The sequence below is a fragment of the Paracraurococcus lichenis genome (genome assembly GCF_030657435.1).
GTDB lineage: Bacteria > Pseudomonadota > Alphaproteobacteria > Acetobacterales > Acetobacteraceae > Paracraurococcus > Paracraurococcus lichenis.
Genome location: NZ_JAUTWS010000027.1, coordinates 63,748 through 78,426 on the forward strand (window position 1 = coordinate 63,748; position 14,679 = coordinate 78,426).

Sequence of the window (14,679 nt, forward strand, 5' to 3'; positions counted from 1 at the left end):
CTCCAGAAGGCAATGGGCGCGCATGGGACAGCGCGGCCCCGGGGCGGTCAAGCCGCCCCGCCGGCACGAACCGCGCTTTTTCCGCTGGGACGGCGGGGCTTGCGCTTCCGCCATTCGGACCAGCAGGGCATTTTGTGCGAACAGATAACGAAAGCCGTCCTGCCCATGCGGATCGCCTTGTCCTTCCTCCTGGCCTGCGCCGCCGCCTCTGCCGCAGCCGAGACCGTCGGGCCGCCCCGCCTGGCCGAGGGCGATAGCTGGACCTATGCCAGCACGGTCGAGACCCGGCCCGCCGGCTGGCGGCAGAGCCGGGAGGAGATCACCATCACCCGCACCGGCTCGGACTCGATCGTCGTCCGCCAGCAGACCCTGGGCGCGCCGCGGCCGCCCATCGAGCGCCTGCAACGGCCCGACTGGAGCCTCGCCCGCAGCGTCAACGGGCAGGAGGTGGTCGTGGCGCGGCCGCTCGCCTTCCCGCTCTCGGTCGGCAAGAGCTGGACGGTGGACTACACCGAGCAGAACCCGTCCCCGCAGCAGAGCTCGGTCCGCCGGCAGATGACCTATCGCGTGCTGGGCTGGGAAGAGGTGACCGTGCCGGCCGGCACCTTCCGCGCCCTGAAGATCGAAGGGGAGGGGAGCTGGACCGCGGTGCTGGCACCGGCGCAGACCGCCATGGTCGGAGGCCGGTCGGATGCCGGCGGCAGCACCGTGGTCACCCAGACCCGCCGCAGTGGCGAGACCACCGTCACGGGGCGCGCCTACAAGGCGTTCTGGTACGTGCCGGAGGTGCGGCGCTGGGTCCGCTCGGTCGAGGAGAGCTTCGGGTCGAACGGCCTGCGCGGCGATTCCTACCGCGACGAGCTGGAATCCTTCCGACTCGCCCGCTGAGCCGGGCAACGGTGCGCCGCCTCGTGCCTTATCGCCGTCTCTGACGGAGGAAAGGCCTGGCGATGAGCGAATTCCTGTCCCGCCTCGGTGGCGCGGCGCTCGACGACCTCAGGGGCACGCCGCTCGACCGCATCCTGAACCACCTCCTGGGCGGCCAGCCCGGCGCCTCCGGCCTGCAGGGGCTGGTGGAGCGGCTGCGCGGCGCCGGCCTCGGCGACCGCGTGGAGAGCTGGATCGGCACCGGGCCGAATCGCCCCGTGCAGCCCGCCGAACTGGAGCGCGCCTTCCCGGGCGCCGAGGCCGACCGGCTGGCGCAGGAGTCGGGGATGCAGCGGCCGGGCCTGCTCGCGCTGCTGAGCCAGGCGCTGCCGCGGGTGATCGATGCCATGACGCCGGACGGGCAGATCGCCCAGGCCGGGGCGGATGCGGCGATGCATGCGGTGCCGGGGCAGCCGGACGTGCCGGGCGCCGCGAGCGGCATGGGCGCGCTGGGCGGGATGCCGCATGGCAGCCCGGCGGCGGCGCCGCTCGGCGGGACGGGCGGCGATGCCGGGCGGCAGGCCGGGCAGGGCGCGGGCGGCGAATCGGGCCTGCCGCGACTCGGGCCCGCGCCGGGCGGCAACACGACCGCCCCGGCCTCCGGCGCGCTCGGGCCGAAGCCCGCCGGGCCGGATCGGGGCTAGGACCGGGCGGCCCGGCGCCTGCATCGCCCTTCGCCGCGCGCTGGCGATGCTGCAGGCGTCAGGCCGCGCCGACGGTCCCCCCCACGGGACTCCGTCCCGACGCCCCCAGCGTTTGGAATTTCGGCGTTCCGCGCCTATATGGAACCTGTCAGCACCCTAGCCCGGAGCCCCCGGCCGGGCGGCGCGCCGGCCTCGGGGCCGGGCAGGAAAAGGCAGCAGCACCAGCGTGAGCGAGACCGAGAACGGCGGCGGCGGCATCCGGCCCGAGGACGCCGTGCCCGTCACCCTCGAGGAGGAGATGCGCCGCTCCTACCTCGACTATGCGATGAGCGTCATCGTCGCGCGCGCCCTGCCGGATGCGCGCGACGGCCTCAAGCCCGTGCATCGCCGCATCCTCTATGCGATGCAGGAGAGCGGCTACACGCCCGACAAGCCGCACCGCAAGTCCGCGCGCGTGGTCGGCGACGTCATGGGCAAGTACCACCCGCATGGCGATGCCGCGATCTACGACGCCATGGTGCGCATGGCGCAGTCCTTCTCCATGCGCGTGCCGCTGATCGACGGCCAGGGCAATTTCGGCAGCATGGACGGCGATCCTCCGGCGCAGATGCGCTACACGGAGGTCCGCCTCGCCCGCGCCGCGGCCGGCCTGCTCGAGGGCATCGAGGAGGACACGGTCGAGTTCCAGCCGAACTACGACGAATCGGAGAGCGAGCCGCGGGTCCTGCCCGCCGCCTTCCCGAACCTGCTGGTCAATGGCGCGCAGGGCATCGCCGTCGGCATGGCGACCAATATCCCGACGCACAATCCGGGCGAGGTGATCGATGCGGCGCTGGCGCTGATCGCCGAGCCGGAGACCTCGCTGCCCGACCTGATGAAGATCATCCCGGGCCCCGACTTCCCGACGGGCGGGCTGATCCTCGGGCGGTCCGGCATCCGCAGCGCCTTCGAAACCGGCCGCGGCTCCATCCCGCTGCGGGCGAAGTGCGAGATCGAGGAGATGCGTGGCGGCCGCCAGGCCATCGTCGCCACCGAGATCCCCTTCCAGGTCAACAAGGCCAACCTGATCGAGAAGATCGCCGAACTCGTCCGCGCCAAGGCGATCGAGGGCATCTCGGACCTCCGGGACGAGAGCGACCGCGAGGGCATGCGGATCGTCATCGAGCTGAAGCGGGATGCGACGGCGGAGGTGGTGCTGAACCAGCTCTACCGCATGACGCAGCTGCAGACCTCCTTCCCCGTCAACTTCCTCGCGCTCGACAACGGCCGTCCCCGGCAGATGGGGCTGATCGACGCGCTGAAGGCCTTCATCGCCTTCCGCGAGGAGGTGATCCTGCGCCGCTCGCGCTACCGCCTGGCCAAGGCGCGGGAGCGGGGGCACCTGCTGATCGGCCTGGCCATCGCAGTGGCCAATATCGACGAGGTCATCCGGCTGATCCGCGCCAGCCGCGACGGCGCGGAGGCGCGCGCCGCCCTGATGGCGCGCGACTGGCCGGCGGGCGATATCGGCGCGCTGCTGGCCCTGGTGGAGGATGCCGGCAACGTGGTGACGCCGGAGGGCACGGTGCGGCTCACTGACGCCCAGGCCCGCGGCATCCTGGCGCTGACGCTGAACCGGCTGACCGGGCTCGAGCGCGAGAAGATCAATGCCGAGCTCGAGGAGATCGCGGGGCGCATCCGCGAACTGCTGGAGATCCTGGCCAGCCATCCCCGCCGCATGGAGGTGATGGCCGAGGAGCTGCGCGCCGTCCGCGCCCAGATCGCCTCGCCGCGCATGACCCAGATCGTCGACGGCATCGCCGATGTGGACGACGAGAGCCTGATCGAGCCGGGCACGATGGTGGTCACCATCACCCGCGACGGCTATGTCAAGCGCACCGGCCTCGACACCTTCCGGGCGCAGAACCGCGGCGGCCGCGGCCGTTCGGCGGCCTCGACCCGGCAGGACGACGTGGTGATGCGCAGCTTCATCGCGCATACCCATCAATGGGTGCTGTTCTTCACCAGCCGCGGCATCGCCTTCCGCGAGAAGGTCTGGCAGCTCCCCGAAGGCGGCGCCCAGGGCAAGGGCCGAAGCCTGCGCCAGGTGCTGGCGCTGCAGGAGGGCGAGCAGGTCACCGCCGTGCTGCCGCTGCCGCAGGACGAGAGCCTGTGGGAGGGGCTGCACCTGGTCTTCGCCACCGGCTCGGGCAATGTCCGGCGGAACAGGCTGTCGGACTTCCGCAACGTCCGTGCCGCCGGCCTGATCGCCATGAAGCTGGAGGAGGGCGACAGCCTGATCGGCGTGCAGACCTGCCGGGAGGGCGACGACGTGCTGCTGGCGACCCGCAAGGGCCGCGCCATCCGCTTCCAGGCGACCGATGACGTGCTCCGCGTCTTCGCCGGCCGCGACAGCAGCGGCGTGCGCGGCATAAGGCTGGGCAAGGGCGACGAGGTGATCGCGCTGAGCGTGCTGCGGCATGTCGAGGCGACGCCGGCCGAGCGCGAGGCCGCCATCCGCAATGCCGCCCAGCGCCGCCGCAACGGCAATGGCAACGGGAACGGCCATGCCGAGGAGGCCGAGGCCGTGCCGGCGCCCGCCGAGGAGGGCGAGGAGGGCGCGGCCGAGGAGATCACCCTCTCGCCCGAGCGCGCCAGGGAGCTCGAGGAGCAGGAGGAGATCATCCTCGCCATCACCGATGGCGGCTTCGGCAAGCGCAGCCTCGCCTATGATTACCGGATGACCGGCCGCGGCGGGCAGGGGCTGGAGGCCATGCTCTTCTCCCGCCGCACCGGCCGCGAGGTGGTGGCGACCTTCCCGGTCCGCCCCGGCGACGATGTCATGCTCGTCACCGATACCGGCCGCCTGATCCGCCTGCCGGCCGACCAGGTGCGCTTGACGCGGCGGCGCAGCCTGGGCGTCATGCTCCTCCGCTTGGGGGAGGGTGAACGCGTGACGAGTTGCTTCCCGGTCGTGGACGACCAGGGCGAGGCCGGGCCGGATTCGGGCGCTGCGCAGAACGGAGCGCTGGCGGCGACCGAGCCGCCGGCCGATGGCGGGCGGGACGGCGATGCCTGAGCGGATCGGGCTCTATCCCGGCACCTTCGACCCGGTGACCAACGGCCATCTCGACGTGATCGGCCGCGCCGCGCGGATCCTCGACAAGCTGGTGGTCGGCGTCGCCGTCAATATCGGCAAGGGGCCGCTCTTCCCGCTCGAGGAGCGGGCGGAACTGGTCCGCGCCGAGACCGACGCCATCGCGGCGAAGACCGGCTGCCGGATCGAGGTGCGGCCCTTCCAGGGGCTGCTGATCGGCTTCGCGCAGGAGGTGGGCGCGAGCATGATCATCCGCGGCCTGCGCGCGGTCAGCGACTTCGACTACGAGTTCCAGATGGCGGGCATGAACCGCCGGCTGGACCACGGGATCGAGACCGTCTTCCTGATGGCGAGCGAGACGAACCAGTTCATCTCCTCGCGTTTCGTCAAGGAGATCGCGCGGCTCGGCGGCGACGTCTCCTCCTTCGTGCCGAAGCTCACGCTGGAGCGGACGCTGGCGCGGGTCCGCGCCCCGGCAGCGGACTGAGCCGGCCCGGTGACCGACGCGCCGCGCGGCGCGGCGGCCTCGATCGGCCCGCCCAACAGACGAGGCAGCACCCTCTCATTCCCGGAGTGCCATTCATGCTGCGACGACACCTCGCGGGGCTCGCCCTGCTCGGCGCCCCCGCCCTGATCCGCCCCGCCCGCGCCCAGGCGCAGGAGCGGCTGGTGATGACCCTGAAGGACGGCGACGTCACCATCGAGCTGCTGCCCGAGGTCGCGCCGAAGCATGTCGAGCGGATCCGCACCCTCGTCGGCCAGGGCTTCTACGACGGCACGCCCTTCCACCGGGTGATCGAGGGCTTCATGGCCCAGGGCGGCGACCCGACCGGCACCGGCACCGGCGGCAGCCGCCTGCCGGACCTGCCGGCCGAGTTCACCAACAAGTACCGCTTCATCCGCGGGGTCTGCGGCATGGCCCGCTCGCAGAGCCCGAACAGCGCGAACAGCCAGTTCTTCATCATGTTCGCGCCGGCGCCGAGCCTCGACGGCCAGTACACGATCTGGGGCCGCGTGGTTGCCGGCATGGATGCCGTCGACAAGATCAAGCGCGGCAGCGGCAGCAGCGGCATGGTGCAGAACCCGGACAAGCTGCTCCGCGCCCGCCTCCAGGCCGCCTGACCTTTCTTCTTCTGCAAGGACGCACAGCATGAGCGACGAAGCCGGCACCCCCGCCGAGGTCCCGGGCGAGCCCCCGATCGAGGCGTCGGCCACGCCCGAGGCCGAGGCGGCGCCCGCGGCCGCCGCGCCGGCCGAGCCCGACCCGAAGCTCGAGAGCACGCTGATCCTCGAGCTCAAGGATGGCGCGGTGACGATCGAGCTGCTTCCCGACCTCGCGCCGCAGCATGTCGAGCGCATCAAGACCCTGGTCCGCGCCGGCTTCTACGACGGCACGCCCTTCCACCGGGTGATCGAGGGCTTTATGGCCCAGGGCGGCGACCCGACCGGCACCGGCACGGGCGGCGCGCGGGAGCAGGGCTATGCCGACCTGCCCGCCGAGTTCTCGCCGCCCAACCGCGCGCGCTTCGTGCGCGGCACCTGCGGCATGGCGCGGACCATGAACCCGAACAGCGCAAACAGCCAGTTCTTCATCATGTTCGCGCCGGCGCCCTCGCTCGACGGGCAGTACACGATCTGGGGCCGCGTCGTCTCCGGCATGGAGACGGTGGACAAGATCAAGCGCGGCACCGGCGGCAATGGCATCGTCCAGGGCCCCGACCGGCTGATCAAGGCGCGCATCGCCGCCGATGCGCCGCCGGCCGCCGAGGCACCCGCCGGTTGACTTTCGCGCCGCCGCGCGCTTTTCCCGCGCGCGGCGGCACCGTGTGAGCCGGTAGCTCAGCTGGTAGAGCACGGGACTTTTAATCTCGTGGCCGTGGGTTCGAGTCCCACCCGGCTCACCACGCCCGCCCCTGGCGGGCCCGGTCCTGTCACGAAGGTGAGACGGCCTTCCCCGGTGCGACATCGTATATCGGTCGCGCAACTCCCGGAGGAAGCCTCATGCGGCGGATCGTCCTCGCCATCGCCTTTGCCCTTCTGGCCGGCACCGCGGCCCAGGCCCAGCGCTTCGACAGCGGCTGGCGGCGGATCGCGGTCAACGACCTGGCCGACCTCGACCTCTGGGGCGGCGATGTCCGGGTCAACAACCTGATCGTCGCGGCGGAGAACGAGACCAATGCCCGGGCGCAGCCGGAGAAGCTGGCGACCCACGTCTTCTCGCTCTCCGCGGTCAAGCGCGCCCCCGGCAGCCGCAACGTCTTCGTCCAGCTCGTCGGGATGAATGCCGACCGCATCCCGACGATGACCTCCATCATCGCGGTGAATTTCGGCGACAGCGACATCAACCGCCTGCGGACGGACACCCACCGCTTCATCGCCTTCCCGAAGGAGGTCGCGACGACGCGCGAGTATTTCGTCCGCATCCTGGTGCAGTAGCGGCAGGCCGTTCCGGGGCCGCAAGGCGGAATGGCCGCGATGTGAGCGGGACGGCTGCGTCGCGCCGCGTTGCACCGGCAGGACGCCCGCGTTCCTGCCGACCCGCGGGCGGCAGCGGAGGAGCCCCGCCTTGCACCTCGTCCCGACCCGCGCCCATGGCGTCATCGACTACGGCAGCGGCCTGCTGCTGATCGCGCTGCCCTGGCTGCTCGGCTTCGCCGATCGCGGCCTGCCGCAATGGCTCTGCCTCCTGCTCGGCTTCGGCCTGCTGCTCGTCAGCCTGCTGACGGATTACGAACTCGGCGCGGCCCGGCTGATCCCGATGCCGGCGCATCTCGCCTTCGATGCGCTCGGCGGCGCCTTCTTCGCGGCCTCCCCCTGGCTCTTCGGCTTCGCCGACCGGGTCTGGCTGCCCTTCCTCGTGGTCGGCGCCTTCGAGGTGATCATGGCGCTCATCACCCAACGCGCGCCGTCCGATGAGCCGGCGCTGGCCTGAGCCGGGGAGGGCCTTCCATGGCAGACACCACCGCCGCCCATGACGCGGCGCATGCCCACCATCCCGGCTTCGTGGTGCGCTGGCTGTTCAGCACGAACCACAAGGATATCGGGGTCCTCTACATCATCTTCTCCGGGCTCTCCGCCATCGTCGCTGTCACCATGTCGGTGCTGATGCGCGTCGAGCTGATGGAGCCGGGGCTGCAGATCTTCGCCGACGGCCAGGCCTGGAACGCCTTCGTCAGCACGCATGGCCTGGCCATGATCTTCTTCGTCATCATGCCCGTGCTGTTCGGCGGCTTCGGCAATTTCTTCGTGCCGCTGATGATCGGCGCGCCGGACATGGCCTTCCCGCGGCTGAACAACATCAGCTTCTGGCTGCTCGTGCCGGCGGTCCTGCTGCTCTATGCCGGCCTCTTCATCGGCGCGGGCCCCGGCGCGGGCTGGACGCTCTATCCTCCGCTTTCCTCCATCGAGTACCACCCCGACATGTCGATGGACATGACGCTCTTCGCGCTGCACCTCGCGGGTGCCAGCTCCCTGCTCAGCGCCATGAACTTCATCACCACCATCTTCAACATGCGCGCGCCGGGCATGACGCTGCACAAGATGCCCCTGTTCGTCTGGTCGATCCTGGTCACCGCCTTCCTGCTGCTGCTCGCGCTGCCGGTGCTGGCGGGCGCCATCACCATGCTCATCACGGACCGCAATTTCGGCACGGCCTTCTTCAACCCGGCGGGCGGTGGCGACCCGGTGCTGTTCCAGCACCTCTTCTGGTTCTTCGGCCATCCGGAGGTCTACATCGTCATCATGCCGGCCTTCGGCATCATCAGCCACGTCGTCTCGACCTTCAGCCGCAAGCCGGTCTTCGGCTATCTCGGCATGGTCTATGCGCTGGTCGCCATCGGCGTGGTCGGCTTCGTGGTCTGGGCGCACCACATGTTCACCTCCGGCATCCAGGTGGACACGCGCGCCTATTTCTCCGCCGCCACCATGGTCATCGCGGTGCCGACCGGCATCAAGATCTTCTCCTGGATCGCCACCATGTGGGGCGGCTCCATCCGGCTCCGCGTGCCCATGCTGTTTGCCATCGGCTTCATCTTCGTCTTCACCGTCGGCGGCGTGACGGGGGTGAAGATCGCCAGTCCCGGCGTCGACGTCGTCCTGCACAACACCTACTACATCGTCGCGCATTTCCACTACGTCATGGCGATCGCCGCCGCCTTCGCCTTCTTCGCCGGCTTCTACTACTGGATCGGCAAGATGAGCGGGCGGCAATACCCGGAGCGGCTGGGGCAGGTCCATTTCTGGACCTTCCTGGTCGGGGTGAACCTGCTGTTCTTCCCCATGCACTTCCTCGGCGCCCAGGGCATGCCGCGCCGCTATCCCGACTACCCCGAGGCCTTCGCGGGCTGGCACTTCGTCGCCTCCATCGGCTCCTACGTCACCGCGGCCTCCTTCCTCGTCTTCCTCCTCGTCGTCTACCGCACGCTGACGGCCGGGGAGCGGGTGGGGGCGAATTACTGGGGCGAGGGGGCGACGACGCTGGAGTGGATGGTGCCGAGTCCGCCGCCCTTCCACACCTTCGAGGACCTGCCGCAGGTGCGCTGAACCGCCCCCGCCCCCGGGCGGCCCGGAGGGCGGCCCCGGATTGACCGGCGCCGCGCGCCATGCGCCACTCCCGCCCCGAAGCCCCGCCCCCGCGGGGCGCTAGGAGGGAGGGACCCATGTTCATCGAACAGCGCATCTACACGGCGCATCCCGGCAAGCTGCCGGCCTGGCTGAAGGCCTATGCGGAGATCGGCGGCCCGGCCTCCTCCCGCACCCTGACGCCGCTGATGGGCATGTTCACGGTCGAGTTCGGCCAGATCAACCGCGTGCTCTTCATCCGCGGCTTCGACGACATCGACGCGCGCGAGGAAGGGATGAAGCGCCGCGACGCCGATCCGGACTGGCAGCGCTTCCTCGAGGCGACCCGGCCGATCGGGGCGCTGATGGCGCAGGAAGCCAAGCTGATGAAGACGGTGGACTTCTCGCCCATCCAGAAGGTCGGCCAGCCCTTCGAGCGGAAGATCCAGGGCGAGGCGATGTTCGTCGACCACCGCACCTACGACTTCGAGCCGGGCCGGATCAATGCCTGGATCGACGCCTACAAGAACCTCGGCAAGCCGGTGCAGGACAAGCATCTCGGCCAGTTGCTCTTCTTCTGCGTCACCGAATGCGGGCCGATCAACCAGGCCGTCTTCGCCTGGGCCTATAGCTCCCTCGGCGACCGCGACCGGCGCCGCGCCGCCATGGCGGCCGATCCGGGCTGGGCGGAGTTCCAGAAGGCGACCGGCGGGCTCGGCGCGCTGAAGGCGCAGAACACCCTGATCCTCAAGCCCGTTCCCTGGTCGCCGATCCGCTGATGCGCCTCCGGCTTGTCCTCGCGGCCGGCCTCGCCGCGCTCGGCCTCCTGGCCGGGCCGGCGCGGGCCGGCCAGACCTTCGACACCGTCAAGTCCCGCGGCGTCCTGAACTGCGGCGTCAATGTCGGCGTCGCCGGCTTCTCCCTGCCGGACAGCCAGGGCGTCTGGCGCGGCATGGATGCCGATCTCTGCCGCGGCCTCGCGGCCGCCATGTTCGGCGACCCGGGCAAGGTCCGCTTCGTGCCGCTGACCGCGGTGCAGCGCTTCACCGCGCTGCAGTCGGGCGAGATCGACGTGCTGATCCGCCAGACCACGCTGACCATGACGCGCGACACCACGCTCGGCCTGCGCATGGTCATTGTGAACCTCTATGACGGCCACGGCTTCATGGTCCGCCGCGACGCCAACGTGACCGACCCGAAGCAGATGGAGGGGATGACCGTCTGCCTCTCCCCCGGCACGACGAACGAGCTGGTGACGACCGACTGGTTCCGCAGCAACAACCTGCGCTTCACGCCGGTGCTGCAGGAGCGGATGCAGGACAATGCCCAGGCGCTGCAGGCCGGGCGGTGCGACGCGATCGGCACGGATGCGACGCAGCTCGCCGCGCTGCGCAGCCAGTTCACCCGGCCCGGCGACTTCGTCATCCTGCCGCAGCGCTTCAGCAAGGAGCCCTATGGGCCCGTGGTGCGGCGCGACGACCAGGAGTGGTTCGAGGTGGTGCGCTGGACAGTCAGCGCCCTGATCCAGGCGGAGGAGCTCGGCGTCACCAGCGCGAACGCCGAGGAGCTGCGCAAGGGCAGCCCGAATCCGGAGATCCGCCGCCTGCTGGGCACGGATCCGGTGCTGGGCAATGCGCTCAAGCTCGACCCGGCCTGGGCCTTCAATGCCATCCGCGCCATCGGCAACTACGGGGAGCTGTTCGAGCGGCATCTCGGCCCGAAGACGCCGATCGGGCTGGAGCGGGGGATGAACCGGCTCTGGACCGATGGCGGGCTGATGTATTCCTGGCCGATGCGCTGACCCCGCGCCGCGCCGGGATCAGGACCGGCGCGGCGGCAGCATGACGGCGCGGCCGGCGAGCGGGATGGGGGCGGCGCGGTAGGCCTCGAGCCCCCGGCCGCCGCCGCCCGCCGCCGGCAGGACCGCGGCCCGGCCGGCGCCGTTGTCGAGCATCCCCCCGCCGCCGCCCGGCACCGGCGCCGTCGCCAGCATCGCCGGTGCCGCGGCCGGGGCGGGCAGGCCCTGCTCCGCCAGCCAGGCCGCCGCGACCCGGGCGCGATAGGGCTCGGCGAAGCCCGGCGTCTGGGAATGGTAGTGCGCCGCCGCCTGCAGCCAGTCGCCGCGCGCCGCCTGCAGCTCGCCGAGGAATCGGGCGGCGTAGCGGGCATTGGCCAGCGGGTCGAAGGCCTCCTCCAGGCTGGCGAAGGCATTGGGGTGGTGCCGCAGGTTCACCTGCAGGCAGCCGACATCGATCGAGCGCACCCCCTGCGCCTGCAGCGCCCGCACGGCGGCAATCGCTGCCGCCTTGTCCGGGAAGAAGCTGCCGCGCCCCTCGGCATTGATCGCCCAAGGCCAGGGATGGAGGGCGCCGGTCTGCGGGTCGCGCCGGCCGCTCTCGACCCGGCCGATGGCGGCGAGCAGCCGGGGCGGCAGGCCACGCTCGCGCTCCGCCTGCGCGATGGCAGCGCGGCAGAGCTGGCCCGGCTCCGGTGCCTGCGCCCGGGCGAGGGGCGCGGCGAGGAGGAGCGGGAGGCAGAGAAGGATGGCGCGCATGGTCCGGGTCCCGGCCACCGCGGGCTGCGGGGGCGGGGCGGCGCAGCGCAACCGGCGTGCCAGGCGGCGTGCCGGTCCCAGCGGCGTGGCATCGGGGTTGCAACCATCGCGTGTGGCCGGGCTGGCCTCGGCAGGCCGGCCCGTGCCGATGACGGCCATCGCGGGGATGCGCCTGCATCCCCGCGATGGCCGTCAGTCCTTGTCAGGCAGTGGCGGCCAGAAATCGTGGCGCACGGCGGACCCAACCGCGGGGCGCGGGTTCCACGTCCTGCTGGCGCGAGCTGCGCGCCGCCTCGATCGCGGCCTCGGTCGGCTCGAAAACCACATAGCCGCGGCCCCAGACCGTGCGGATGATCTCGGCCGCGCCGGCCGCGGTCAGCTTGCGCCGCAGCTTGCAGACGAAGACGTCGACGATCTTCGAGTCCGGCGCCTCGGAGTCGGCGTAGAGCCGCGTCATGAAGCGCTCCTTGGTCAGGAGCACGCCCTTGTGCAGCATCAGCGTCTCAAGGAAGTCGAACTCGCGCGCGGTCAGGTTCACGCGGCGGCCGTCGACCATGACGGCATGCTGCTCCTGGTCCAGGACCACGTTGCCGCAGACCAGCTCGGAGCAGGCATAGCCGCGGGCGCGGCGGGCGAGGGCCTGCATGCGGGCATGCAGGACGGAGAGCCGCATCGGGTGGAAGAGCACGTCGTCGGCGCCCGCATGCAGGACCGACTCCTCCTCCTCGGCGGTGGCATTGCCGGTGCAGGCGACGATCATCGGCAGGGTCATGCCGCGGCGGCGCAGCTCCCGGATGGCGGGCAGGGCGCTCCGCAGCGGCTGGCCGACCCGGAGCAGCACGAGGTCATAGGGACCGCTCAGGGCGACGACCGAGGGAAGGTCCGCGATGCTCTCGGCGGCGTCGCAGAGCACGCCATGTTCCGCCAGCGCGGCCTCCAGCTCAGCGGTGGGGGCAATGTCGGAGGCAATGGCAATGCGCATGCAAACTCCATCAGCTACAAAAGTTCGTGTTCGATCACATGATAGTCAGTAAGGAATGGAATACAATCATTAAGTGCATAGCAGCCCGGTAGATCGCTCCGCGTAACGCTTAGCGTAACGCCTGACGCGACGCTCCGCGTAACGCCCCGGGCCGGCGCGGCGAAGACGCGTGACAGAGGGCGACGGCGCGCTTGACGGCGGCCGGGACCGATCCCTTCTGGGTCGGGCGCCACGGAGGCCTGCGATGCTGATCCGAACCCCGCGCGGCTGGGAGATCCCCGAGCGCGACGCCACCCCCGAACACTTGGTCTTCGGCCGCCGCGCCGCGCTGAAGGCGGCGGGACTCGGCGCCGCCACCATCGCCGCGCCCGCCTTCGCGGCGGACCTGCCGGCCGCCGAGCGCAACGCGCGCTACCCGGCGGGGCGGGAGGTCACCGCGGAGAAGGACGCGACGACCTACAACAACTACTACGAGTTCGGCACCGACAAGGGCATCTCGCGGCCGGCACAGAAGCTGCCGCTGCAGCCCTGGACGATGCGGGTGGACGGGCTGGTCGACCAGCCGCGCGACTTCGGGGTGGAGGACCTGCTGAAGGCGATGCCGCTGGAGGAGCGCCTCTATCGACTCCGCTGCGTCGAGGCCTGGTCGATGGTGGTGCCCTGGACCGGCTTCCCGCTCTCGGCCCTGCTCGCCCAGGTCGGGCCGAAGCCGGAGGCGCGCTATGTCCGCTTCGAGACCGCGTCGCTGCCCGCCGTCATGCCGGGGCTCCGGCAGTCCTGGTATCCCTGGCCCTATATCGAGGGCTGCACCATCGAGGAGGCGATGAACGAGCTCTCCTTCATGGTCGTCGGCGCCTATGGCAAGCCGCTGCCGCCGCAGAATGGCGGCCCGATCCGCTTCCACCAGCCCTGGAAATACGGCTTCAAGGCCGGCAAGAGCCTGGTGAAGGTGACCCTGACGGCGGAGCGGCCGAAGAGCTTTTGGGAGGCGATCCAGCCCTCCGAATACGGCTTCTGGGCCAACGTGAACCCCTCGGTGTCGCATCCGCGCTGGAGCCAGGCGAGCGAGCGCGTGCTGGGCTCGGGCGAGCGGATCCCGACGCAGCTCTTCAACGGCTATGGCGAATGGGTGGCGGGGCTCTACACCAGCCTGCAGAAGGAGCGGCTCTGGGCCTGAGGCCCGGCGCCGCCCCTGCGGGAGGGGCGATGGCCGCGAGCATCTACGACGATCCGGGCTTCTTCGCCGGCTACAGCGGCCTCCGCCGGTCGGTGGAGGGGCTGGACGGCGCGCCGGAATGGCCGGCCCTGCGGGCGCTGCTGCCGGACATGGCGGGGCTGCGCGTCCTCGACCTCGGCTGCGGCTTCGGCTGGTTCTGCCGCTGGGCGCGCGGCGCGGGGGCGGCCGGCGTGGTCGGGCTCGACCTCTCGGCGCGCATGCTGGCGCGTGCCAGGGCGATGACCGAGCGCGACGGCATCGCCTATGCGCGCGCCGATCTCGGCCGCCTGCCGCTGGGCGAGGCCGGCTTCGACCTCGCCTACAGCTCGCTCGCCCTGCATTACGTGGAGGACCTCGACGGGCTGTTCGCCGCGGTGCACCGGGCCCTGCGCCCCGGCGGGCGGCTCGTCGCCTCGCTCGAGCATCCCGTCTTCACCGCCCCGCGCGCGCCCGGCTGGCTCCCGGGCGAGGCGGGCGGCTGGCGCTGGCCGGTGGATGGCTACCGGCAGGAGGGGCCGCGCGCCGTGGACTGGCTCGGCGGCCGCGTGGTCAAGCAGCACCGGATGCTCGGGACGCTGCTGAACGGCCTGCTGCGCGCGGGCTTCGTCCTCGACCATGTCGAGGACTGGGGACCGACCGAGGCGCAGGTCGCCGCGCAGCCGGAGCTGGCGAAGGAGCGGGAGCGGCCGATCTTCCTGCTCCTCGCCGCCCACCGGCCGG

At 71.3% G+C, this 14,679-nt stretch carries 15 protein-coding genes and 1 tRNA gene; 14 read left to right on the top strand and 2 right to left on the bottom strand.

Annotation, left to right across the window (positions count from 1 at the left end):
- The first annotated feature begins 165 nt into the window (after window positions 1–165).
- The 12 genes from Q7A36_RS23615 to Q7A36_RS23670 all read left to right on the top strand — a co-directional run bounded on the left by Q7A36_RS23615 (window position 166) and on the right by Q7A36_RS23670 (window position 11,008).
- Window positions 166–888, top strand: coding sequence for a hypothetical protein (locus tag Q7A36_RS23615; RefSeq protein WP_305106216.1), 723 nt, complete (start codon window positions 166–168; stop codon window positions 886–888).
- A gap of 62 nt (window positions 889–950) precedes the next feature.
- Window positions 951–1,571 carry a YidB family protein gene (locus tag Q7A36_RS23620; protein WP_305106217.1) on the top strand — a complete coding sequence of 207 codons (621 nt, stop codon included), beginning with the start codon at window positions 951–953 and terminating at the stop codon, window positions 1,569–1,571.
- A gap of 226 nt (window positions 1,572–1,797) precedes the next feature.
- Complete coding sequence (gyrA, locus tag Q7A36_RS23625; RefSeq protein WP_305106218.1) at window positions 1,798–4,629, top strand: DNA gyrase subunit A; 2,832 nt, start codon at window positions 1,798–1,800, stop codon at window positions 4,627–4,629.
- Entirely contained in the window at window positions 4,622–5,134 is a 513-nt protein-coding gene (gene coaD, locus Q7A36_RS23630; protein WP_305106219.1) for a pantetheine-phosphate adenylyltransferase, read from the top strand. Before gyrA ends, coaD begins: the two co-directional genes overlap by 8 nt.
- A 185-nt stretch (window positions 5,135–5,319) precedes the next feature.
- Window positions 5,320–5,769, top strand: coding sequence for a peptidylprolyl isomerase (locus Q7A36_RS23635; protein ID WP_305106230.1), 450 nt, complete (start codon window positions 5,320–5,322; stop codon window positions 5,767–5,769).
- Between the two features lie 28 nt (window positions 5,770–5,797).
- A complete protein-coding gene (locus Q7A36_RS23640) occupies window positions 5,798–6,430 on the top strand; it encodes a peptidylprolyl isomerase (protein WP_305106220.1) in 633 nt (210 codons plus the stop codon).
- 45 nt (window positions 6,431–6,475) lie between these two features.
- Window positions 6,476–6,551, top strand: a tRNA-Lys gene (locus Q7A36_RS23645).
- A 97-nt stretch (window positions 6,552–6,648) separates the two neighbouring features.
- Complete coding sequence (locus Q7A36_RS23650; protein WP_305106221.1) at window positions 6,649–7,083, top strand: hypothetical protein; 435 nt, start codon at window positions 6,649–6,651, stop codon at window positions 7,081–7,083.
- A 130-nt stretch (window positions 7,084–7,213) separates the two neighbouring features.
- Window positions 7,214–7,579: an SPW repeat domain-containing protein gene (locus Q7A36_RS23655; RefSeq protein ID WP_305106222.1), complete on the top strand. Its 366-nt coding sequence runs from the start codon at window positions 7,214–7,216 to the stop codon at window positions 7,577–7,579.
- 17 nt (window positions 7,580–7,596) lie between these two features.
- Window positions 7,597–9,189, top strand: a complete 1,593-nt coding sequence (ctaD, locus tag Q7A36_RS23660) for a cytochrome c oxidase subunit I (RefSeq protein ID WP_305106223.1) — start codon at window positions 7,597–7,599, stop codon at window positions 9,187–9,189.
- Window positions 9,190–9,305: 116 nt separating this feature from the next.
- Entirely contained in the window at window positions 9,306–9,986 is a 681-nt protein-coding gene (locus Q7A36_RS23665; RefSeq protein ID WP_305106224.1) for an NIPSNAP family protein, read from the top strand.
- Complete coding sequence (locus Q7A36_RS23670) at window positions 9,986–11,008, top strand: amino acid ABC transporter substrate-binding protein (RefSeq protein ID WP_305106225.1); 1,023 nt, start codon at window positions 9,986–9,988, stop codon at window positions 11,006–11,008. Before Q7A36_RS23665 ends, Q7A36_RS23670 begins: the two co-directional genes overlap by 1 nt.
- Before the next feature lie 18 nt (window positions 11,009–11,026).
- On the opposite strand, the gene Q7A36_RS23675 is transcribed toward Q7A36_RS23670, so the two are convergent.
- The gene (locus Q7A36_RS23675; protein WP_305106226.1) at window positions 11,027–11,761 is read right to left on the bottom strand and encodes a lytic transglycosylase domain-containing protein; all 735 of its coding nucleotides are present in this window, start codon (window positions 11,759–11,761) and stop codon (window positions 11,027–11,029) included.
- A gap of 202 nt (window positions 11,762–11,963) precedes the next feature.
- Window positions 11,964–12,743: a response regulator transcription factor gene (locus Q7A36_RS23680; protein ID WP_305106227.1), complete on the bottom strand. Its 780-nt coding sequence runs from the start codon at window positions 12,741–12,743 to the stop codon at window positions 11,964–11,966.
- A gap of 244 nt (window positions 12,744–12,987) precedes the next feature.
- Between Q7A36_RS23680 and msrP the strand changes: the two genes are divergently transcribed.
- Together msrP and Q7A36_RS23690 are read left to right on the top strand one after the other, a co-directional pair.
- Entirely contained in the window at window positions 12,988–13,920 is a 933-nt protein-coding gene (gene msrP, locus Q7A36_RS23685; protein WP_305106228.1) for a protein-methionine-sulfoxide reductase catalytic subunit MsrP, read from the top strand.
- A gap of 29 nt (window positions 13,921–13,949) precedes the next feature.
- Window positions 13,950–14,679, top strand: a 730-nt coding sequence (locus Q7A36_RS23690) for a class I SAM-dependent methyltransferase (protein ID WP_305106229.1), incomplete at its 3' end; no start/stop codon positions are given.